Source organism: Clostridium ragsdalei P11 (assembly GCF_001675165.1).
Classification (GTDB): domain Bacteria; phylum Bacillota; class Clostridia; order Clostridiales; family Clostridiaceae; genus Clostridium_B; species Clostridium_B ragsdalei.
Map to the genome: position 1 here is coordinate 78,486 of NZ_LROS01000011.1, position 23,344 is coordinate 101,829.

A 23,344-nucleotide genomic window follows, 5' to 3' on the forward strand; every position below is an offset into this window, starting at 1 on the left:
TACCTCCCCTAAAAATCACCTTTTAAATTTACGTTTAAAATTTTGTCCCTTGGAATAGCGATATCTTCTTCTTCACATTTTATCTTCAATTCCTCTGAATTAAAATCCAGAAGTTCCCCCTCATACTTTTTCTTTCCTTTTAAAAGTCCTGATATATTAACCTGTACGCTATATCCAATGTATCTTTTTAAGTGTTCTTCCGTATATAGCTTTCTCTCTAAACCTGGCGATGAAACTTCTAGGTAATAAGGATCTTTTATAGGATCTTCTTTATCCAACATATCACTAACTGCTCTACTTACACTTTCACAATCTTCTAACGATATGTTTCCTTCTCTTTTATCTATGTATATTCTTAAATAATTATTGTTACCTTCTTTTTTAAACTCTAAATAGTATAATTCATAATTTAAATTATTAACTATAGGCTGTATTAATGCTGACATTCTTTCCATAAAAGTATTTTTTGTCATTTAAATCCTCCTCTATTTACAGGTTATACGTTTATGTTATACAATCTTGCTAAAAAAAATGTTAAATAGCTAATTAAATTTAAAAACGCAACTTTCGCTGCGTTTTTCACAAATAGAAAGAGCGGGTTAAAACCCACTCCTACATTCTAAATAAACTTCTGTAGATTTACCATTTATATTTTAACACACTGTAATTCTTATTTCAAGAAAAATTATTCACAAGGTTACCCAAAATGTAAATAATTTGAATTAATCATGCAAAATTTAAATGTTTTTTATCTCTTCTATAAGTGATTCTACTAAATTTTCCTCACTTACTTTTTTTACTATTTTTCCTTTTTTAAATATAATGCCTTCACCTTTTCCACCTGCTATACCAATATCCGCTTCCCTAGCCTCACCTGGTCCATTTACTACACATCCCATAACTGCAACCTTTATGTTTTTATGCATATTTAAAAGTCTTTTTTCCACTTGCTCAGCTATTTTAATTAAATCAATTTCAGTTCTGCCACAGGTAGGACATGATATAAATTCCACACCTTCTTTTATAAGTCCACAAGATTTTAATATTTCTTTTCCCACTCTTACTTCTTCCACTGGATTTCCTGTAAGGGATACTCTTATAGTGTCTCCTATACCTTCCATCAAAAGAGTACCTATGCCTATGCTCGATTTTATAGTTCCGCGCCAAATAGTTCCTGCTTCTGTTACTCCAAGGTGAAGTGGATAATCTACAATTTGAGATATTTTTCTGTAACTTTCTACCATTTGATTTACATTTGAAGATTTTATGGATATGACTATATCATAAAATCCTACATTTTCTAATATTTTTACATGTTCTAAGGCACTATCTACTAGTGCATCTGAACAAACTCTACCATATTTATTTAAAATATCCTTTTTTAATGATCCAGAGTTTACCCCTATTCTAATTGGAATATTAGCTTCTTTTGCTGCTCTTGCCACTTCTCGTACTCTTTCTATGTTTCCAATATTTCCAGGATTTATTCTAAGTGCAGATATTCCATTTTCTATACATTTAAGTGCCAGCTTATAATCAAAATGTATATCTGCTACAAGTGGAATATCTACTTTTTCTATGATTTTTTTCATGGAACTGCAAGCTATATCGTCAGGCACTGCACATCTGACGATATCACAACCTGCTTCTTTTAGCTCAAATATCTGAGCTGTAGTGGTTTCTACATTCCTAGTATCTGTATTTGTCATAGACTGTACGGCTACTGGAAAATCTCCACCCAAAAATATATTGCCCACTTTTACTGTTTTCTTTTTTGCTCTATTCAAAATTTCACCACCAATTTATTCAATTCACAATTCACAATTCACAATTCACAGTTCACAGTTCACAATTTCGGTAGTTTTTTCATTAATACTATGAAAAATCTAAAAACTAAGTAGTATGAACATTAAATTTTTAGATTTTCTGTTACCACAGAAAATCATGCTTAATTGTAAATTGTGCATAGTACATTGTGAATTGATTTTTTAGTATTACTTAAAATTTTATAGGATAGAATATATCCTTTACTGTAACTAGTACCATAAGTGCCATAAGTATTGCAAATCCAACATAATTTATCATTCCGACCCTGTTTTCATCTACCTTTTTACCTGTTATTATTTCAAACAAAAATAAAAATATATATCCTCCGTCCAAAGCTGGAAAAGGTATTATGTTAAATATAGCAAGCTGTATACTTATATAAGCTGAAAATGCCATCAAACTCAATATACCTGCTTTTGCTGCTGCACCTGATATCTTTATTATAGTAACAGGTCCCCCTACATCATTCATAGATGCTTTTCCTCTAAATAGTGTTTTAAAAAAGCTAAATGTCTGCTTGATTAAGGATTTAGTTTCTATAAACCCATAGGATACTGACTGCCCTAAAGTAGGTTTAGTCACTTGAGTTGCTTCAATTCCTACAATATATCTATTCTCTTTTTTATCTTTTACAGGAGTTACTCTAACTTGATTTGTACTTCCACTACGTTCATAAGTTATATTAATTGGATTTCCACTTGTAGTATAAACTTCTGTTACAAAATCCTCCCAGGTAGATATCTTTGAATTATTCACTCTGGTTATTTTATCCCCCAATTTAATACCTGCTAAAGCTGCAGGTTGATTTGGGGTTACTTTATTTACTACAGGAGATAGATACCCCCTTGCAGAAGCTATTATTGCAAACAATATAACTCCAAGTACAAAATTCATTATAGGTCCAGCTATTACTACACTTAGCTTTCTAAGAGGGCTTTTATTATTAAATGCCATAGGATCATCACTTTCTCCCTCATCACCAAGCATTTTCACATATCCACCAATTGGAAGAAGTCTTATATGATATTCCGTCTCCTTGCCCTTTATTCCAAAGAGTTTAGGCCCCATTCCTATAGAAAATTCTTCAACTTTTACCCCATTTAATTTTGCCATAGTAAAATGTCCCAGTTCATGAATTATAATCAATACGCCAAAGGCTATTATCGCTGCTATTATATACAAATGGTATTCCTCCCAATCTTATTTGATAAATTTATCTTTTACATATTTCTTAACTTTTATTTCTACGTTAAGTAAATCTTCCAAAGTGTATTTATTTTGTGAAGTAAATTTATTCATACATTCTTCTAATATATTACCTATATCCAAAAAATTTATTTTATTTGCAAGGAATAAACTTACTGCTTCCTCATTGGCACAATTTAATATAGCTGGCATTGTACCTCCTGTTTTTCCTGCTTGGTAAGCCAATTTAAGTGGTTTAAATGTATCTGTATCAGGCTTTTCAAAACTTAAATTTCCTACACTATAGAAGTCCAATTTATCTATTACAGCTTCCTTTCTTTTCGGATAATTCAGTGCATATTGTATAGGCAACCTCATATCTGCAGTGGCAAGCTGTGCCATAACACTTCCATCCCTATATTCCACCATAGAATGTACTATACTTTGTGGATGAACTACAACTTTTATGTTTTCATAAGGTAAGTTAAATAGGAAGTGAGCTTCTATAACCTCAAGTCCCTTATTCATAAGAGTAGCAGAATCTATCGTGAGCTTTTTTCCCATACTCCAATTTGGATGATTCAACGCCTCTTTTACAGTTACTTGTGAGAGTTGATCTTTTGTTTTTCCTCTAAAAGGTCCACCTGAAGCAGTTAAAATCAAATTAGCAACTTCGTCAAAATTATTTCCTTGAAGGCATTGAAAAACAGCACTATGTTCTGAATCTACGGGAAATATTTTGACATTATTTTCCTGTGATAATTTTGTAACCAGCTCTCCACCTACAACTAATGTCTCTTTATTAGCTAAGGCTATGTCTTTCTTCGCCCTAATTGCTTTTATAGTTGGTACAAGCCCTATCATTCCAACTACAGATGTTACCACCATATCAACTTCAGGAAGACTAGCTATAGTATTTAATCCATCTACTCCAAATAATATTTTTGTATTTGATTTTTTATTACTAAAAATATCTTTAAGCTTTAAATAAGATTCTTTTTCGGTTAGCACCGCATACTTGGGGTTAAATTCATCTATTATATGTAAAAGTTTATCTATACTACTATTTGCAGATATGCCTATAAGCTGAAAATCTCCTTTTTGTTTTCTAAGTACATCAAGAGTTTGGGTCCCTATAGAACCTGTGGCTCCAATTATTGAAATTCTTTTCATTCATAACAACTCCTTATTTCCCTCTAGTCCTTATACCACATTACATAAGATTTTTAACATGATTAACTATACCATATTTATGCTATAAAATAAACATGCACATGATCTATATTAAACTCACAGCTAATACTTGAAATAAAATAATAGAGAAATATACCCCTTTTATAGAATATATTTCTCTATTATTAACTCAACTTTCGCACATATAAAACTTTTTTAATTAATAGTTAAAAATGAAGAATTAATAATTAATGTAGATTTTCATCACTCGTTTGGCTAAAACGAAATATTGCTGATTTATATAAATTTAAGAATTTTTTGCGATAGCTAAAAATCATCCTTCACTATTAACTTTTAATTATTAATTCTTAACTTGTTAAGATTTGGGTTCTAATTTTAGTAACTCCTTCTCCTTTCAGTGGAATGAGTAAGCGATTCACTCCAAATCAAAGATTTGGGTTCTCTGCTTAAATTACAGCTACAAAGGTTAAATAGTAATAAACTATAACTCCTGAAAAAAGTATGCTGTCAAATCTATCTAATATCCCACCATGACCTGGTATGAGATTGCTATAATCCTTTACTCCCACATATCTCTTTATAGAAGAAGCTGCTAGATCCCCGAACTGACAAAATGCTCCACAAATTATTCCCATTACTATATAATGATAAAATGATATGGGAACACCCCTTTGAATTGAAAAAAATCCAAAGATTCCACAAGCCACTGCACTACCAATTATTCCACCTATAGAACCTTCAATAGTCTTTTTAGGACTAACCTTAGGGCATAATTTTCTCTTACCTAAAAATTTCCCCGTATAATAAGCTGCTGTATCACAGCACCAGGAAGATATAACTATAATCCACACTAAATAGTTACCATAACTACTGCTATTTACTAAAACTATAGTGCTAAAAAATACTGCCACATACAGAAAACCAAATAGCGTAGTTGCTACATCTAAAAAATTATATTCCACATCTAAAACTGGAATACAAAGCGTCATAAAAATTGACACTATAATAGCAAAAAATACAAATTTATAATTTACCTCTACTCTTAAGGTTACATAGTAGGATATACAAAGCAGATATCCTACTATATTTATAGAATTTATATTTTTTTGTTTTATTACTTTATAAAATTCATACATTCCCATAAGTGAAATGATCATAATCCCATATTTTAAATAAATTCCACCTAAGAATAATATTAAAATAAATGGTATGAGTGCAAATGCTCCCAAATATCTATTATTCAAAGCTCCACCTCCATAGAATAAAGTATCCATGGGGATTTTAAGTAAACTAACTTACATCCCCAATATACAGTTATTTTAATCCTCCAAATCTTCTATCTCTATTTTGATAATCAGAAATAGCTTTATAAAGATGTTCTTTTTTAAAATCAGGCCACTTTATGTTGGAAGTCCAAAATTCAGAGTATGCACACTGCCACAATAGAAAATTGCTTAAACGCTGTTCCCCACTTGGCCTTATTATAATATCAGGATCTGGCATACCTCTAGTATACAAATACTTTGATATAGTGTCCTCATTTATATCTTCTTCTTTTATTTTTTTAGATTTTATATCTTCATACATAAGTTTAAAAGCCCTTACAATTTCATTTCTTCCACCATAATTTACCGCCAAATTTAGAACAAGTCCGGTATTAGTTTTAGTTTTCTTATGAGATATGATTAATTGCTCTTGACAAGGCACAGGCAGCTTACTTATATCTCCAATATAGTTTATAATAACATTATTTTCATTTAACTCATTTAATTCCTTTTTTAAATATTGAACTAAAAGTTTCATAAGAGCACTTACTTCATCCTTAGGTCTTTTCCAATTTTCTGTAGAAAAAACATATAGCGTTAAATATTTTACATTTAACTTACTGCACTCTTTTACAATCTCTCTTACAGCTTCTACTCCTGCTTTATGTCCCATAGCTCTAGGCAAGTTTCTTTCTTTAGCCCATCTACCATTTCCATCCATTATAATAGCTATATGTTTTGGAACATTGTTTAAATCAATATGTACTTCTTTATCATCTTGGTCTTTGTTTTTATTTAAGCCAAAAAATTTTACCATAGTACACCTCATTTCTTACAATACAAAGTTTTAGTGAAACCATATTTAACAAAAACCTGCGGATTTGCGCAGGTTTTAAAAATCTAAATATATTTTTGATACAATAACTGCTTGCTTTATAATGACATAATTTCATTTTCTTTCTTTCTAATTATTTCATCTATCTTTTTTATAAAATCATCAGTTTTTTTCTGAACATCTGCCTCAGCCTTTTTTATTTCATCTTCAGAAATATCATTTTCTTTTTTAAGAGCTTTAATATTATCATTACACTCTCTTCTTATTGCTCTTACAGCAACCTTTGAATCTTCCCCTGCTTTCTTTACATTCTTTACTATATCTTTTCTAGTTTCTTCTGTAAGTTCAGGTATAACCAATCTGATAACTTCTCCGTCATTAGATGGATTTATACCTAGGTCAGATTTCAATATTGCCTTTTCTATTGCCTTTAAGGCCGTTTTATCCCAAGGTTGTATACAAAGTACCCTTGGTTCTGGAATAGATATGTTTCCCAATTGATTTATAGGAGTCATTGAGCCATAGTATTCTGCCTCTATTCTATCAAGAAGTGCTGCACTAGCCCTCCCTGCTTTCATAGAAGCTAATTCACTTTTTAAAGCATCTATGGTCTTACCCATTTTTCCATCTGCTTTATTTAAAGTATCCTTGATCATAAGAAAATACCTCCTCATTTTTATTCTTTACAAACAAGTGTACCAATTTTTTCTCCAAGAACAATCTTTTTTATGTTTTCTGGATTATCTAATCCAAATACTAATATAGGTATATCATTATCCATACAAAGTGATGTAGCTGTAGAATCCATAACTTGAAGTCCTTTATCCAATACTTGAATATAAGTTAACTTATCAAATTTTTGAGCATCTTTATACTTATGAGGGTCTTTGTCATATACACCATCTACTTTTTTAGCCAAAAGTATAACATCTGCCTCTATTTCTGCTGCCCTAAGAGCTGCAGTTGTATCTGTTGAAAAATACGGATTTCCAGTGCCCGCCGCAAATATAACCACTCTATTTTTTTCTAAATGCCGCATTGCCCTTCTTCTTATAAATGGTTCTGCTACTTCTCTCATCTCGATAGCTGTCTGAACCCTAGTATTTACGCCTAAATTTTCCAGTGAATCCTGAAGTGCCAGAGCATTTATACATGTAGCAAGCATTCCCATATAATCTGCAGTGGTTCTGTCCATACCTTCTCCGCTTCTTCCTCTCCAGATATTGCCGCCACCTACAACTACTCCTACTGATATTCCCATAGATGTGAGTTCTTTTATTTCAATTGCTATACTTTTTGCTACATCAAAATCCAGCCCATATCCTTTTTCTCCTGCCAAAGCTTCCCCTGAAAGTTTAAGCATTACCCTTTTGTATTTAAGATTACCCATTTATATTATACCTCCAAATTATGATAAAATGAAATATAAAACTTAAAAAGTTCATACCCCAAAAAAAGAGAACACGGCGTGTTCTCTTTTCAGTTACTATTTACCTTCCATCTGCTTACGAACCTCTTCGGCAAAGTTTTCTTCTTTCTTCTCTATTCCTTCACCTTTTTCAAATCTAACAAAATCAGAAATCTTTATTTCAGCTCCAACTTCCTTTGATTTATCCTTAAGGTATTTATCGATAGTAAAGTCTGAATCCTTAACCCATACTTGATTTACTAAGCAGTTTTCTTTATAATATTTTTGAACTTTTCCCATAACTATCTTATCAACGATTTTTTCTGGTTTTCCTTCATTTAAAGCTTGAACTTTATATATTTCCTTTTCTTTTTCTAAAGCATCACTATCAACTGTATTCTTATCTAAGAATAGTGGATTAACAGCAGCTACCTGCATAGCTACATCTTTTGCCACTTCCTTTAGAACAGGACTCTCATTTTCACATTCAAGTTTAACCAAAACTCCTATTCTTCCGCCACCATGAATATAGCTTTCGATTAAACCCTTTGAAACAGAAAACTTCTTAAATCTTCTAAGCGTCATATTTTCACCTAATTTTGCAATTAAGTCTACTAATGCATCTTTTACAGTCTTAGTATCATCTGCTATATATTTTTCTTTTTCTAATTCTTCTACAGTAGTTGCACTTGTTAAAGCTGTCTGTTTTGCTATATTATCTGCAAAACCTACAAAATCTTCATTTACAGATACAAAATCTGTTTCACAGTTTACTTCTACTATTGAAGCAATTTTTCCATCCTCTGAAATATATGTTTTAACTAATCCTTCAGAAGCTACTCTGCTAGATTTTTTAGCTGCAGCTGATAGACCCTTTTCCCTTAATATTTCAATGGCTTTTTCAGTATCACCATTTGCTTCATTTAAAGCTTTTTTGCAGTTCATCATTCCTGCTCCGGTTCTTTCTCTAAGTTCTTTTACCATCTGTGCAGTTATCATAATTATATTCCGTCATCTAAAAGCTATAGATTATTCAAAAATACAATAAAACCTTATAGCTTACTTCTCTGCTCACAGTGTCTGAAGCTTTGTCTTCTTTTGGTCTGACACTCCCAGAGCGTAAATTCGGATGCATTACACCCTACTTATATGGCAATCATAATTTTTAAGCAATTGCCAATCAACGGTTTTTCAGCTCCTCTCCTACTTGTATTCGACCTATATATAAACATTCTCTAATTTTCATATATTATTCTTCTTCAGCTAATTGTTCTCCCTGTCTTCCTTCCATTACTGCATCTGCAACTTTAGACGTAATTAATTTTACAGCTCTTATTGCATCGTCATTTCCAGGTATAACATAATCTATTTCATCAGGATCACAATTTGTATCAACTATAGCTACTACTGGAATGCCTAAAATTTTAGCTTCAGATATAGCATTCTTTTCTTTTCTTGGATCAACAATGAAAAGTGCTCCTACATTTTCAGCATTCATTGTCTTTATTCCACCTAAATTTTTCTCTAACTTTTCTTTTTCATTATTTAACTTTATAACTTCTTTTTTAGGAAGAACTTCAAATGTTCCATCTTCTTCCATCTTCTCTAATTCTTCTAATTTAGCTATCCTTGTCTTTATAGTTGCAAAGTTTGTAAGCATACCTCCAAGCCATCTGTTGTTTACATAATGCATATTGCTTCTTTTTGCTTCTTCTCTAATAGCTTCCTGAGCTTGCTTTTTAGTTCCAATAAATAATATATCTTTTCCTTCTGCTGCAACTTCCCTTATAAAATTATAAGCTTCTTCTACTTTTTTTACTGTTTTCTGCAAATCTATTATATAGATTCCATTTCTCTCTGTAAAAATATAAGGAGCCATTTTAGGGTTCCATCTTCTTGTTTGATGTCCAAAATGAACACCTGCTTCTAATAATTGTTTCATTGAAATAACTGACATTAATTTTTCCCTCCTAGGTTTTTCCTCCATCATCTTCATATTCACAAAATACCTTTTGGCACCTTTTTGTGAATTAGATAATGTGTGTATTAATTACCTTATGTAGTATACCACAAGGCTTAAATGTATTCAATAAAAAATTAGTATTTTTTATTTTATCCGATCGCTACCATTGCCAACCCCCCATCGCACACAGCGAAAGCGACTATCACCAAATCAAAAATTTGGGATATCTGCTTTTCTTCAAAGTGGTGGGATAAGCACTGCTACGCGCCTGGATAAGTTCTTCTAATGTTCAGATGGAGAAAAGGTATTCCTTATAAGCAAATTCCACCTGAACCTAAGAATCACTTGATCTTCTTCAACTCATCCATTAATTTTTCATTTAATATCTTAATATGAGTTCCCTTCATTCCAAGTGACCTAGATTCTATAACTCCTGCACTTTCAAATTTTCTAAGTGCATTTACAATAACAGACCTAGTTATTCCCACTTTGTCAGCTATTTTTGATGCTACAAGTAATCCTTCATTTCCATCTAACTCACTAAATATATGTTCCACTGCTTCTAATTCTGAGTACGACAAAGTTCCAATAGCTAATTGAACTACTGCTTTTTTCCTAGCTTCCTCTTCTATTTCTTCATTTTTAGATCTTAATATCTCAAGTCCAATTATAGTTGCACTATATTCCCCTAATACTAAATCATCATCTGTAAATTTTTCTCCAAAACTTGCCAATAATAAGGTTCCTAATCTTTCTCTATTACCTACTATAGGAACTATAGTTGTAAGCTTATTATCTATATCACAGGAAGTTCCATCTTCAAAAACACAAATCCCATTATTACTTAAATTGGCCAAAGTCTCATGTACATTTAAAAGCTTATTGTTATACTGCTCAGGAAATTTCATTTCATTTATTACTTTCTCCTTAACCATATAACATTCAAAACCATCTGGGAAATTATATCCTAATATTTTCCCTCTCCTGCTTATAATGTAAACGTTACATTCCAAAACTTCACTTAACAATTTACATATATCTTCAAAAGCTACTGGTTCTGTTCCTGATTTCTGTAATATCTTGTTTAATTTTCTTGTTTTGTCTAATAGTGTTGACATTTATAACCCTCCTTGTTACCGCTGCATTATCTCTTACACATAAACATTGCATATACATTCCTACCTATTAATAAAAAAGATATATCTTTTGCAAATATCCGTATAAAAAATTTTCTTTAATTACATTATTAATAATTTAGACTTTTTGAAATATTTAGAATTATTCTTTATCCACTAATTATGATAACATAATAATGATTCTAATTCAATATAATCATTTTAATTCGACTAGATTTTACCTTTATCTACACTCGAAGATTATACTTTTAACTAGTTTTTATTTTAAATGTTTATTAAAATGTAAAATATATAACTTTTACTTAGCTGTTTTTTCATCTCCATCTTCCACAGCTTTATATTCTCTGTGTTTACATTCTGAATTGGAACATTCCAAATAATTTCCTTTGGATTTATTGTACTTTTTTACCATATAATTTCCACATTCTTTACACTTTTCGTTTGTAGGTTCAAACCAACTTACAAAATCGCAGTCAGGGTAATTACTGCACCCATAAAATTTTCTGCCCTTTCTACTTCTTTTTACCAAAACTTTTCCCTGACATTTAGGACATTCTACATCCAACTCTTCCACTATTGGTTTTGTATTCTTACATTCCGGATATCCTGGGCATGCCAGAAAATCTCCAAATCTTCCATGCTTTATAACCATATTTCTACCACATTTATCGCACTTTATATCTGTAACCTTATCCTCTATAGTAATTCTAGCAACTTCCTTTTCTGCTATCTCAATGGATTTTTTTAAAGGTTCATAAAATTCACCTACTACTTTTCTCCAATCATCTTTTCCTTCTTCAACACTATCCAACTTAGACTCCATTGCAGCAGTAAATTCCACATCTACTACCTGCTTAAAATACTGACTTACTATATTATTAACTATATCTCCTAATTCAGTTGGAATTAAAGTTTTCTTCTCCCTCTGTATATATTTTCTATCCAAAAGAGTTGATAAAATTGGAGCATAAGTGCTAGGCCTGCCTATTCCATTTTCTTCTAAGGTTTTTACAAGAGATGCCTCAGAAAATCTAGCTGGAGGTTGTGTAAAATGCTGTTTTCCATCTATAGACTTTCTTAATAATTTCTCTCCTTCTTCAAGCTTAGGGAGGGATATATCGGATTTTTCTTCTTCTGTGGCATATTTGTAGACTTTCATAAATCCGTCAAATTTTATTCGTGATCCACTGACTTTTAATCCATAATTGTTATTCACTATGTCTATAGATTTAACATCGATCTGGCAAGATGACATTTGGCTTGCTACAAATCTATTCCATATTAAATTATAAAGTTTATACTGTTCTGGTTTTAAATTTTCCTTTGCCATTTCAGGTGTTATTTCTACATTAGTAGGTCTTATAGCTTCATGTGCATCCTGTATATTTTTTTTACTTTTAAAGTTTCTAGGCTTTTCTTCAATATACTCCCTTCCAAATTTATTTGCTACAAAATCTCTACAAGCTTCCTGAGCTTCTTGTGCTATTCTAACTGAATCAGTTCTCATATATGTGATAAGACCTATAGTTCCATACCCTTTTATGTCCACTCCTTCATATATCTGTTGGGCTATGGACATAGTTCGTTTAGTAGAAAAGTTTAATTTTTTATAGGCATCTTGCTGTAATGTACTTGTAGTAAATGGAGGAAGAGGAGTCCTATTTTTATTAGTATTTTTTATTGATTTTACAATAAATTGTCCTTCTTTTAACTCTTCTATAATTTTATCCACTTCATCTTTACTACCAATTTCAATTTTTTTCTTATTAAATGTAGTAAGCTTTACATTAAAACATTTACTCTCATTTTCTTTATTGAGCTCACATTCTATAGTCCAGTATTCTTGTGGCACAAAATCTACTATTTTCTTTTCTCTCTCACATATCATTTTGAGAGCCACTGATTGTACTCTTCCTGCACTTAGACCCCATTTAATTTTTCTCCAAAGTATAGGGCTTATCTTGTATCCAACTAACCTGTCAAGTACTCTCCTAGCCTGCTGTGCATTAACTAAATTTATATTTATTAATCTAGCAGATTTTATTGAACTTTTTACAGCATTTTTTGTAATTTCGTGAAATTCTATTCTACATTTTTCATTTTCATCTAATTTTAACGCATGAGATAGATGCCAGGAAATAGCTTCTCCTTCTCTATCAGGGTCAGTAGCCAAATAGACTTTTTCACTTTTTTTTGCTTCTTTTCTCAGCTTATCTAAAAGCTCACCTTTTCCTCTTATAGTTATATATTTAGGAGTATATTCATTATCTATATCAACTCCTAGTTGACTTTTGGGAAGATCCCTAACATGGCCCATTGAAGCCTTGACTACATAATTTTTACCTAAATATTTTCCTATGGTTTTAGCCTTTGCTGGTGATTCAACTATAACTAATTTTTGTCCCATTTATATATACTCTGGTATATTTAATCTCACCCCAGAGTGTACACCCCCCTTAGATTTTAGCCATCATATTTAAACCCTTGACTAAATATTATTTTTAATTAAATTATATGTACTATCTTGTAATACTCTCGCTGCCTTCAGCTTTTACATAATAATTACCTGCAAGACACATTATTTCACCTTTTAACTGCAATTCAAATAATAACTCATATAATCGTTTTATGTCAACATTAGTTGTTCTACTTATTTCATCTATATGCATGGGAATATGTCCTATTACATTACATATTTTTTCTTCTTTACAGCTTAATTTATTCTTTTTTTCACAGGTTTTATTAATATACTCTACAGGTAGTATATCAAATAAGTCCTCTAAACATGTAAATACATAAGCTCCATCTTTTATAAGTTTATTCGTTCCTCTACTCTTAGGAGAAAATATAGATCCTGGTACTGCCATAACATCTTTGCCCTGTTCCAAAGCACAGCTTGCTGTTATTAGTGTTCCGCTTTTATCCCCTGCTTCAATTACAATTACCACATCACTCAATCCACTTATAATTCTATTCCTGAGTGGAAAATTATAAGGATAAGGTTTTGTCTTAGGAACGAACTCTGACAGCACACATCCTCCCTTCAGAATACTTTCATACAATTTTCTATTTTGTCTGGGATATATAACATCTACCCCCGATCCAAGCACAGCACAGGTATATCCATTTTTTTCAACAGCTGCACTCTGTGCATAACTATCAACTCCTCTTGCCATACCACTTATTATACTTATATTATTTACAGCAACTTCCCTACTTATTAATGTAGCTAAATTTTTACCATACAAGCTACAATCCCTAGCACCTACAATAGACACACTAAAATTATCGTTGAGTTTTTTTATATTCCCTTTATAAAATAGAACTGCTGGAGAATCTTCATAATTTTTTAATCTCGCAGGATATACTTTATCACAAAAGTTTATAGCATTAATTCCATTTGTACTGCAGTATTGCAGCATATTCTGCAATTCATAGCCATTCCAAGCCTTTTTAAATTCATCGTATATTTTAGGATAACTTTTGCGTAAAAATGTAAAACCATCGTTGTAAATACTGTGAACATATACTTCTCTTGTACTTTTAAATTTTTTTAAGATAGAAATTTTCAACTTATTTGATATTTTAACACAAGCAAACCACAAATCATATATATTCATATATTATTCACATCCCATATCTATAATTATGTAAAAATTATGCTCATAATCCATACATTTTATTCAAATCAAAATTAGTATTAGCTTCATAATTTGATTTATTCTCACCTATATTTAAAAGTTTAAAATACAAATTTATTGTCAAGAATTAAGTAGAGGTGATAATAATTATGGCAGTTAAACTGAATACAGCTTCATTTTTAGGTGTAGAAGGAAATATAGTATCCGTAGAAGTAGATATAGAAAGAGGGCTTCCCTGCTTTAATATAGTAGGCCTTGCGGATACTTCTGTAAAAGAATCTAAAGAGAGAGTTAAAGCTTCTATCATAAATTCAGGTTTTGAATTTCCTGTAAAAAAAATAATAGTAAACTTAGCTCCTGCTGATATGCGAAAAGTTGGATCTTTATTTGACTTACCTATAGCCCTTGGTATATTAATGGCCACAAATCAAATAAATTTTGCTGATTGCAGAAACTTTTTAATTATGGGTGAATTGTCTTTATCTGGAGAACTTAACAAGGTAAGAGGTGTCCTTCCTATAACAATAGAAGGTATGAAAAACAACATTAAGAATTTTATAGTTCCTATAGGAAATGCAGAAGAATGCTCTGCCATAAATAAAATTAATTGCTATGCATTCAATAATTTAAAGGAAGTTGTATATTTTATAAAATATAGAGATTTGGTACCATTTAGCCATAAAACAATAAATATTGAAAGTAAAAATGCATTAGATTTCTCAGATATATTAGGACAAGAAAGCTGTAAAAGGGCTTTGGAAGTTGCTGCTGCGGGAAATCATAATATACTAATGATAGGTCCTCCAGGATCTGGTAAGACTATGATGGCAAAGAGGATTCCAACTATACTACCAAATCTGAGTTATGAGGATGCCCTAGAAGTAACTAAAATATATAGTGTAACTGGAAGTTTAAACAAAAATGAAGGTCTAATAACAAAGCCTCCCTTTAGAAATCCACACCATACAAGTACAACCGCTTCTCTAATAGGAGGTGGAAAAAATTTAATGCCTGGTGAAATATCTTTAGCCCATAATGGAGTGCTTTTTTTAGATGAAATTTTGGAATTTAGGAAAAATGTCCTTGAAACTTTAAGGCAGCCTTTAGAAGAAAAAAAGATAACTATAAATAGAGCATATGGTAGGGTAACTTTTCCCTGTAATTTTATGACTGTATTAGCCACTAATCCATGTCCCTGTGGAAATTTTGCCTCTAAAAAAGAGTGCAATTGTACTGAATTTCAAAGGAAAAGATATATATCAAAACTATCTGGCCCTATTCTAGATAGAATAGATTTATTTACTTTCGTAAATTCACTAGACTTCAAAGATATTGAAAACTACTCCAGAGGTGAACCTTCTAAAAATATAAAAAGCCGAGTAGAAAAGGCAAGAAAAATTCAAAAACAAAGATTTAAAAATGAAGGAATACACTACAATTCAGAAATGAGCAGCAAATTAATAAGAAAATACTGCTATCTAGATGAACGATCTCTGTTACTTATAAAATCAATTTATGTTAAGTACAACTTAACAACCAGAGCTTATAGCAGAATATTAAAAGTAGCCAGAACTATAGCTGATTTAAACAATAGCAAAAAAATACAAGAACCTCATCTAATAGAAGCTCTTCACTATAGAAAATTTTTAGATGAGAAATTTTTGTAATTTCCATAAAATTCCTGTAAAAGCTTTATTTTAAGTTTTAAAAATTGTATAATAGAATTAAGTTATTTTTTTACATAAAATCAATTTAATAGGAGTGATATGTATGTACTTTTTACTTGTTATACTTGGTATGTTTTTCAGTTTCATATTATTTTTTACTGGAATACAAAACAAAAATTCTGATACCATAAGTATTGGAAGCGTACTTTCTATATTCTTTTTATTGATTTTCATAAATATATATATACCTGATGTTGTACATAGTTTAAAAACAGGCTTAATAAGTATATCTAGCCTATGGTAATCGTATTCATAATTTGAAAAATAAAAGGAGATTTTTATGCATTCTTTTAATAAAGATATAGGTTCTCTAGGGGAGGATATAGCTGAAATTTACCTCAAACAAATTGGATATACTCTGCTAGAAAGAAATTTTCATTGTAAACTTGGTGAAATAGATATAATAGGAAAAGACGGCAATTATATTTGCTTTATAGAAGTGAAAACACGCTGTAATACTCTATATGGCAGTCCTGGTGAAGCCGTAAATTACACCAAACGTATGAGAATATGCAATACTGCTAAAATGTATATAACCCAAAAAAAGCTATTTAGATTCAATTTTAGGTTTGATGTAATAGAAGTTATGGTTAACCCTCATGACGGCATTTCATCTATAAGGCTAATTAAAGATGCCTTTGAAATATGAATTTATCTACAATATGTTTTTTAAAAAACTTACTCTATGTATTTTACAAATTCCATATTTTTTTATAGATTCTATATGATCTTTAGTTCCATATCCAGAATTTTGCTCAAACTTATAATTTGTATACAGATGAGAGTATTCTTCCATGAGACTATCCCTGTATACCTTGGCAATAATTGAAGCTGCAGCTATACTGGCACTCTTTGCATCACCTTTTATTACAAACTCATTATTGGTGGACAAGTTTTTTACCGCATATCCATCAGATAATGCCATAGCTACAGGTAATTTGAGGCCTTCTACTGCTCTTTTTAACACTTCATTATTACACCATGATATTCCCCTCTTATCTATTTCAATATTGTTTATAACTGCAATATTATAAGCAAGAGCCCTTTCTTTTATAGCTTTTGCAAGCTCGCATCTACGTTTTGGCGTAAGCTTTTTAGAATCCTTTATGCCTAAAATCAATTCTCTATCTTCACTATAATTCAAATTGAGTATCACTGCCCCAGCAGCTATTGGACCTGCCAAAGGTCCTCTTCCAACTTCATCTACACCAGCTGTATATATATGATTTCCAAAAGACTTATCAAATTCATACATTTTTCTTACCCTGGAAATCTCTAAATTTTTATTTAAAATAAATTTGTAAAAGCTTGAAGACAACGACCTCACATTTTTTCTTTTGTCTAACTTTAAATTTCCTATAACTTTTTTGATTTCATCTTGATTTAAGTCAAAATAGCCTTCTTCTAAATTTTTTATTGCATACTTTATTTTGTCAAATTTAAAATTTTCTAATTCATTCCACGAAAAATTTTCTTTATTTATATCAAAATCTACACTTTCGCTATCTTCCATTGCTTAAAATACACCTTTCAGAAGTTTAATTCAATTAAAATCTAATGGATCTTCAAGAGAGATAGGTCCTAGCTTTCCTCCTCTAAATTCATCCAAAATTATAACAGAAACTCTATTGTAATCTATTTTTCCTCCAGATACTATAGCTCCTCTTTTTCTTGCTATATTATCCATATTTACTAAAGGATCTTCACTTAGTTCAGATAACTTATATCTATCCATTAGCCTTTTAGGATATCTTTCACATAAGTCCTTCAAAAGGCTTAATGCAAGTTCCTCAATATCCATGATTTCATCCTTTATGGCTCCCGTAAAGGCTAAATGGAGCTGGGTTTCCTGGCTTTCCAGCTTAGGCCACAATATTCCAGGTGTGTCCATTAGTTCTATTCCAATCTTAGTTTTAATCCACTGCTTGCTTCTTGTGACTCCCGGCTTATCTCCTGTTTTTGCTATGCTATTTTTAGCCATTTTGTTTATAAATGAAGATTTACCTACATTAGGTATACCTACTACCATTACCCTATCAGTTATACCTGAAATGCCCTTATTTTTCATTCTATCATGCTTTTCTTTTAAGAGTTCATTTAATAATGGTTTTATACCTTTAATACCCTGTCCTGTATTTGAATTTACAGCAAGAGCCTTGATGTTTTTATTTGATAAATATTTAATCCACTTTTTGGTTACACTATCCTCACTTAGATCATTCTTATTTAGAAGTATTATTCTAGGTTTTGATCCACAAATATCATCTACCTCTGGATTTTTGCTTGACCTTATTATCCTAGCATCTCTCATCTCTATAACTGCATCTACCAACTTAAGATTTTGTTTCATCTCTCTTTTTGTCTTGGCCATATGACCTGGGAACCAATTTATATCCATATAATTTCTTCCTTTCTACTTATTGACTGACTTCAACGTTCCAAATCTGTTAAATGGATATATTCTAAAAGCAGCTCTTCCCACTACTAGTTTATAGCTTACAAAGCCTACATCAGAAAATCTACTATCCCTGCTGTTATTTCTATTATCTCCAAGTACGAATATCGTATCTTTAGGTACAGTAACTTCATTAAAGTCTCCTGTAACCATAGGTTCTAATATATAAGGTTCATCTTTAGCCACATCATTTATATAAAGTTTTCCATTTTCAATCTTAACTTTGTCTCCACCTACTGCAACTACTCTTTTAATAAACTTTTCTTTAGGATTTGCAGGGTACTTTATTACAACTATATCACCAGGCTTTGGAGCCCTAAAATAATAGCTAACTTTTTCTACAATTAATCTATCCTTATTATTTAAAGTTGGATCCATAGAATGCCCATCTACACTTACTGTTTCAAATACAAAAGTTATAATTAAAAATGCTGCTATTATAGCTACTAGTATGGATTTACCTAGATCTAGCAATTCCTTCATAAAAACTTTTCGCCACCTTAAATACAAAAAAAGGACTTATAAAGCCCCCTTTTCTTATTTTAATATCTCTTTAACTTTAGCTGCTTTACCTACTCTATCTCTTAAATAGTATAATTTAGCTCTTCTAACTTTACCTCTTCTAATTACATCTATCTTATCTATTATAGGAGCATTTACTGGAAAAGTTCTTTCAACACCGACACCATAAGCAACTCTTCTAACAGTAAAGGTTTCTCTTATTCCACCGTTTTGTCTTTTTAAAACTACACCTTCGAAAACCTGTACTCTTTCTCTATTTCCTTCCTTAATCTTTACATGAACTTTTACTGTATCACCTACATTGAATTTTGGAAGATCTGTTCTTATCTGTTCGCTTTCTATTTGTTTTATTATATCTAACACTGTGCATTACCTCCTAATAATTATTCAACGTTCTTATCCAGCTTATAGCAAATAGAGGAACGTCTGTATAGCACACAAAATACATTCTAGCATATTTGCATATCAAATTCAATATATAATTAAAAATTTACATTATATGTTTTTTTCATATAAATCCATGAATTTTTTGTCTTCTGTGGATAATTTAAGTTTTTCAAATAAATCTGGCCTCCTATTTTTAGTTATTACAAGCGATTTCATTCGTCTCCATTTTTTTATATTCTCATGGTGGCCAGATAAAAGAACCTCTGGTACGTTATCACCCTCAAAACATTCCGGTCTAGTATACTGTGGATATTCTAGTGATCCATTATAAAAAGATTCTTCCATATAACTTTCACTTTTAGCAAGTACACCAGGAATCATTCTACATATACTATCTACAATTGGGATACATGCCATTTCTCCGCCAGTTATTACGAAATCTCCTATAGATATTTCAGTGTCTACATATTTATAAACTCTTTCATCTATTCCCTCGTAATGTCCGCATAGAAATATCATTTCACTCTCTTTTGAAAGTTCTTTAGCCATAGACTGGTTAAAAGTTTTTCCTCTAGGTCCTAGATAAATCACTTTTCCATCATTTTGACATTTAACTTTTCTTATACAATCTACAATTGGCTGGGCAGCCATTACCATTCCTGCCCCTCCACCATAGGGATAATCATCTACTTTTCTATGCTTATCCCTAGTAAATTCTCTTATATCAAAAGTATTTATTTGTAAAATATCTTTACTAATTGCTCTTCCAATTATACTATAGTTAAATATGTCAAACATTTCAGGAAAAAGTGTCAATATATCTATTTTTACATCCATGTTTTCACCGGCTTTATAACTATCTTTTCTTTTTCTACATCTATACTAACTACAACATTTTCTATAGCAGGAATTAAAAGTTCATTTTCTCCCTTTATCCAGTAAACATCATTACTATGGGTATGAATCACATCTCCAACCTTGCCATAAAAAGTTCCATCCTCATCCACTACACTGCATCCTACTATATCTGTAATAAAATATGTTCCTTCTTCCAATTTAACTGCATCATTTCGTGGAATTTCTATATATCTTTGTTTATAAGCCATAGCTTCTTCTATAGAATCTATACCCTCAATTTTAAGTATAACCTTATTTGACTGGAGTTTACATTCTACTATATTTTTTAGTGTACCATCTATATATGCAGATTTTAATTTTCTAAATCTTTCAATATCATCAGTTAAAGGATATACCTTTAACTCTCCCTTTATTCCATGAGTATTTATTATCTGTCCTACAGTTATAAAATCTTTCATAGAACAATATCCCGAATATCAAAAATTAAGGTTTTAAGCTTAATTTCTAAAAGAGGATAATTTCACTCCCTTCGCCTAATTTTAAAATTATATATATAAATATAAGAGTTAGAATATCTAACTCTTATATTATCTCTACAACAACTCTTTTATTCTCTTTTATAGCCGCTGCTTTTACAACAGTTCTTATAGCCTTGGCTATTCTTCCCTGTTTTCCTATTACCTTTCCCATATCATCTGGTGCAACTTTTAATTCAAGAATTATAGATTGCTCACCTGCAATTTCATTTACTTGAACCATATCTGGGTTATCCACTAATGACTTAGCAATAATTTCCACTAACTCTTTCACTCAATACACCCCCAGTTACTACTTATCAAGTTTATCTTTTAGCCCAGCTTTATCGAAAAGCTTTTTTATAACATCAGTTGGTTGAGCACCATTTTTTATCCATTTGACAGCTTTTTCTTCATCAAATTTAACAGTGGTTGGATCAGTTGTAGGATTATAGTATCCTATTTCTTCTATAAATCTTCCATCTCTTGGAGATCTAGAATCTGCTACAACTATTCTATAAAATGGAGCTTTTTTAGCACCCATTCTTCTCAATCTTATCTTTACAGCCATTAATAATCACCTCCTTAAAATATTCAAGCATATGGCTTTCATATCAATGAATCTTACTTCTATTTTAAAAAGGCATTTTTCCAAATAATCCCTTTTTAAATCCTTTTTTCATTCCATTTAGCTGTTTCATAGTCTTCTTAATCTTTTCAAAATCCTTCAGAAGTTTATTTACCATCTGTATAGTAGTACCAGAACCCAATGCTATTCTTTTTTTTCTTGAAGAGGAACCACTTATAATAGAAGGATTTCTTCTTTCCTTTACTGTCATGGAGCTAATTATACACTCGATTTTTGCAAGTTCCTGTTCTCCCTTAGAAAAATCTATTCCCTTCAATTCCTTCATGTTAACTCCTGGTACCATCTCCATAAGTTTACTTATAGGTCCCATTTTTTTAGTCTGCTGCATTATAGCCAGAAAATCTTCAAAGTTAAACTCCTTGTTCAGCATTCTATTTCCTAACTTTTCAGCTTCTTCTTTATCTATAGATTGCTGTGCTTTTTCTATAAGTGAAAGCACATCTCCCATGCCAAGTATTCTCGAGGCCATTCTATCTGGATAGAATACTTGAAGGTCATTCATTTTTTCTCCCATACCTACAAATTTTATAGGTTTATCAGTCATAGATCTTATGGATAATGCTGCTCCACCCCTCGTATCTCCATCTAATTTTGTAAGTATGACCCCACTTATATTTAACTGTTCGTTAAAGCTGGAAGCCACATTAACTGCATCTTGGCCTGTCATTGCATCTACTACAAGCATGATTTCATCAGGGGTTACATTTTCCTTAATTTGCTTCAATTCACCCATAAGCTCTTCATCTATTTGAAGTCTACCTGCTGTATCTATTATAACTACATTTAAATTGTTGTTTTTTGCATATTCCAGAGCCCCTTTACATATATCTACTGCTGTCACCTTATCTCCCATTGAAAATACAGGAACATCTATTTCTTTTCCAACTACTTGAAGTTGTTTTATTGCAGCAGGTCTATATATATCACAAGCTGCTAGAAGGGGTTTTTTATTCTTTTTCCTAAGTTGAAGTGCCAATTTTCCACACATGGTAGTTTTTCCTGCGCCTTGAAGTCCGACAAGCATTATTACAGTCAATCCATTGGAATTATACTCAATTCCACTCTCATTTTTACCCATCAATAATGTAAGTTCTTCATTTACTATTTTTATAACTTGTTGCGCTGGAGTCAAACTTTTTAGTACTTCTTCTCCCATACATTTTTCACTGACACTTTTAATAAAATTTTTCACAACTTTGTAATTAACATCTGCCTCTAAAAGTGCCAATTTCACTTCTCTCATAGCATCTTTTATATCTTTTTCAGAAAGTTTGCCTTTACCTCTAAGCTTTTTTAAAGTTTCCTGAAGTTTAGATGCCAATCCTTCAAAAGCCATGATAACCCTCCTAAATTCAAATATTATCTATTATGTAATTCTTTATTTTACTAAGCATTTCTTTATTTTCACTACAGCATAATGAATCTATAAATTTTAAAAGAGATTGCTTGCTTTTTTTCAGCTTTTCATTCTTCTCTAACAAATGAAGTTTTTCCTCATACTGCAATAAAAGTTTGTGGCATCTCTTTATTATGTCATATACTGCCTGCCTACTAGTACTAGTGTGTTCAGATATTTCTGCTAAAGAAAGATCCTCATTATAGTACAAATCCATCACATCTTGCTGTTTCTCAGTTAAAAGCTTACCATATATATCAAGTAATATGGAAAGCTGTACTCTCTCTTCCATAATACCATCTCAACTTAAATTAATTTATTAGAAGCTGGACTGCCTAAATTAAAAGCTCTTCATCCAACGAAATATATGATATCAAAATT

Annotated in this window: 26 protein-coding genes; 3 read left to right on the plus strand and 23 right to left on the minus strand. The window is 31.1% G+C overall.

Going from position 1 to position 23,344, the window contains the following annotated elements; translation table 11 throughout:
* Positions 1-8: 8 nt before the first annotated feature.
* From rimP to dprA, 13 genes are all read right to left on the minus strand, one after another.
* Entirely contained in the window at positions 9-473 is a 465-nt protein-coding gene (gene rimP / locus CLRAG_RS05250) for a ribosome maturation factor RimP (RefSeq protein ID WP_065077429.1), read from the minus strand.
* Positions 474-737: 264 nt separating this feature from the next.
* Entirely contained in the window at positions 738-1,787 is a 1,050-nt protein-coding gene (ispG, locus tag CLRAG_RS05255; RefSeq protein ID WP_065077430.1) for a flavodoxin-dependent (E)-4-hydroxy-3-methylbut-2-enyl-diphosphate synthase, read from the minus strand.
* A 211-nt stretch (positions 1,788-1,998) separates the two neighbouring features.
* Positions 1,999-3,009, minus strand: coding sequence for an RIP metalloprotease RseP (gene rseP, locus CLRAG_RS05260; RefSeq protein WP_065077431.1), 1,011 nt, complete (start codon positions 3,007-3,009; stop codon positions 1,999-2,001).
* An 18-nt stretch (positions 3,010-3,027) separates the two neighbouring features.
* Entirely contained in the window at positions 3,028-4,185 is a 1,158-nt protein-coding gene (locus tag CLRAG_RS05265; RefSeq protein ID WP_065077432.1) for a 1-deoxy-D-xylulose-5-phosphate reductoisomerase, read from the minus strand.
* A gap of 467 nt (positions 4,186-4,652) precedes the next feature.
* Positions 4,653-5,450, minus strand: a complete 798-nt coding sequence (locus CLRAG_RS05270) for a phosphatidate cytidylyltransferase (RefSeq protein WP_065077433.1) — start codon at positions 5,448-5,450, stop codon at positions 4,653-4,655.
* 70 nt (positions 5,451-5,520) lie between these two features.
* Complete coding sequence (locus CLRAG_RS05275; RefSeq protein ID WP_065077434.1) at positions 5,521-6,288, minus strand: isoprenyl transferase; 768 nt, start codon at positions 6,286-6,288, stop codon at positions 5,521-5,523.
* 116 nt (positions 6,289-6,404) lie between these two features.
* The gene (frr, locus tag CLRAG_RS05280; RefSeq protein WP_065077435.1) at positions 6,405-6,962 is read right to left on the minus strand and encodes a ribosome recycling factor; all 558 of its coding nucleotides are present in this window, start codon (positions 6,960-6,962) and stop codon (positions 6,405-6,407) included.
* Between the two features lie 20 nt (positions 6,963-6,982).
* Positions 6,983-7,696 carry a UMP kinase gene (gene pyrH / locus CLRAG_RS05285; protein ID WP_065077436.1) on the minus strand — a complete coding sequence of 238 codons (714 nt, stop codon included), beginning with the start codon at positions 7,694-7,696 and terminating at the stop codon, positions 6,983-6,985.
* Positions 7,697-7,792: 96 nt separating this feature from the next.
* Positions 7,793-8,713: a translation elongation factor Ts gene (tsf, locus tag CLRAG_RS05290; RefSeq protein ID WP_065077437.1), complete on the minus strand. Its 921-nt coding sequence runs from the start codon at positions 8,711-8,713 to the stop codon at positions 7,793-7,795.
* A 250-nt stretch (positions 8,714-8,963) separates the two neighbouring features.
* Positions 8,964-9,671 (minus strand): 30S ribosomal protein S2, encoded by a 708-nt coding sequence (gene rpsB, locus CLRAG_RS05295; RefSeq protein WP_065077438.1) that lies wholly within the window; start codon positions 9,669-9,671, stop codon positions 8,964-8,966.
* Positions 9,672-10,018: 347 nt separating this feature from the next.
* Complete coding sequence (gene codY / locus CLRAG_RS05300; RefSeq protein ID WP_065077439.1) at positions 10,019-10,795, minus strand: GTP-sensing pleiotropic transcriptional regulator CodY; 777 nt, start codon at positions 10,793-10,795, stop codon at positions 10,019-10,021.
* A 316-nt stretch (positions 10,796-11,111) separates the two neighbouring features.
* Positions 11,112-13,220: a type I DNA topoisomerase gene (topA, locus tag CLRAG_RS05305; protein WP_065077440.1), complete on the minus strand. Its 2,109-nt coding sequence runs from the start codon at positions 13,218-13,220 to the stop codon at positions 11,112-11,114.
* A gap of 112 nt (positions 13,221-13,332) precedes the next feature.
* Positions 13,333-14,433, minus strand: a complete 1,101-nt coding sequence (gene dprA / locus CLRAG_RS05310; protein ID WP_065077441.1) for a DNA-processing protein DprA — start codon at positions 14,431-14,433, stop codon at positions 13,333-13,335.
* A gap of 170 nt (positions 14,434-14,603) precedes the next feature.
* Between dprA and CLRAG_RS05315 the strand changes: the two genes are divergently transcribed.
* The 3 genes from CLRAG_RS05315 (at position 14,604) to CLRAG_RS05325 (ending at position 16,830) form a co-directional block, all read left to right on the plus strand.
* Entirely contained in the window at positions 14,604-16,121 is a 1,518-nt protein-coding gene (locus CLRAG_RS05315; RefSeq protein ID WP_065077442.1) for a YifB family Mg chelatase-like AAA ATPase, read from the plus strand.
* 103 nt (positions 16,122-16,224) lie between these two features.
* Positions 16,225-16,425 carry a hypothetical protein gene (locus tag CLRAG_RS05320; RefSeq protein ID WP_065077443.1) on the plus strand — a complete coding sequence of 67 codons (201 nt, stop codon included), beginning with the start codon at positions 16,225-16,227 and terminating at the stop codon, positions 16,423-16,425.
* Between the two features lie 36 nt (positions 16,426-16,461).
* Complete coding sequence (locus CLRAG_RS05325; protein WP_065077444.1) at positions 16,462-16,830, plus strand: YraN family protein; 369 nt, start codon at positions 16,462-16,464, stop codon at positions 16,828-16,830.
* Between the two features lie 6 nt (positions 16,831-16,836).
* Here CLRAG_RS05325 and CLRAG_RS05330 read toward each other — a convergent pair whose 3' ends face one another.
* The 10 genes from CLRAG_RS05330 to CLRAG_RS05375 form a co-directional block, all read right to left on the minus strand.
* Positions 16,837-17,694, minus strand: a complete 858-nt coding sequence (locus CLRAG_RS05330) for a ribonuclease HII (protein WP_065077445.1) — start codon at positions 17,692-17,694, stop codon at positions 16,837-16,839.
* Positions 17,695-17,724: 30 nt separating this feature from the next.
* Positions 17,725-18,579, minus strand: coding sequence for a ribosome biogenesis GTPase YlqF (gene ylqF / locus CLRAG_RS05335; protein WP_065077446.1), 855 nt, complete (start codon positions 18,577-18,579; stop codon positions 17,725-17,727).
* 15 nt (positions 18,580-18,594) lie between these two features.
* A complete protein-coding gene (gene lepB / locus CLRAG_RS05340; protein WP_065077447.1) occupies positions 18,595-19,119 on the minus strand; it encodes a signal peptidase I in 525 nt (174 codons plus the stop codon).
* Positions 19,120-19,173: 54 nt separating this feature from the next.
* Positions 19,174-19,521, minus strand: a complete 348-nt coding sequence (gene rplS, locus CLRAG_RS05345; RefSeq protein WP_065077448.1) for a 50S ribosomal protein L19 — start codon at positions 19,519-19,521, stop codon at positions 19,174-19,176.
* A 132-nt stretch (positions 19,522-19,653) separates the two neighbouring features.
* A complete protein-coding gene (gene trmD, locus CLRAG_RS05350; RefSeq protein ID WP_065077449.1) occupies positions 19,654-20,382 on the minus strand; it encodes a tRNA (guanosine(37)-N1)-methyltransferase TrmD in 729 nt (242 codons plus the stop codon).
* Positions 20,373-20,861 (minus strand): ribosome maturation factor RimM, encoded by a 489-nt coding sequence (gene rimM / locus CLRAG_RS05355; protein WP_065077450.1) that lies wholly within the window; start codon positions 20,859-20,861, stop codon positions 20,373-20,375. The genes trmD and rimM overlap by 10 nt, the downstream gene beginning before the upstream one ends.
* A 124-nt stretch (positions 20,862-20,985) precedes the next feature.
* Complete coding sequence (locus tag CLRAG_RS05360; protein WP_013237955.1) at positions 20,986-21,213, minus strand: KH domain-containing protein; 228 nt, start codon at positions 21,211-21,213, stop codon at positions 20,986-20,988.
* 18 nt (positions 21,214-21,231) lie between these two features.
* Entirely contained in the window at positions 21,232-21,489 is a 258-nt protein-coding gene (gene rpsP, locus CLRAG_RS05365; RefSeq protein WP_065077451.1) for a 30S ribosomal protein S16, read from the minus strand.
* 64 nt (positions 21,490-21,553) lie between these two features.
* Positions 21,554-22,903 carry a signal recognition particle protein gene (gene ffh / locus CLRAG_RS05370; protein ID WP_065077452.1) on the minus strand — a complete coding sequence of 450 codons (1,350 nt, stop codon included), beginning with the start codon at positions 22,901-22,903 and terminating at the stop codon, positions 21,554-21,556.
* A 16-nt stretch (positions 22,904-22,919) separates the two neighbouring features.
* On the minus strand, positions 22,920-23,255 hold the full coding sequence (locus CLRAG_RS05375) for a putative DNA-binding protein (protein WP_065077453.1): 336 nt from the start codon (positions 23,253-23,255) through the stop codon (positions 22,920-22,922).
* Between the last annotated feature and the right edge of the window lie 89 nt (positions 23,256-23,344).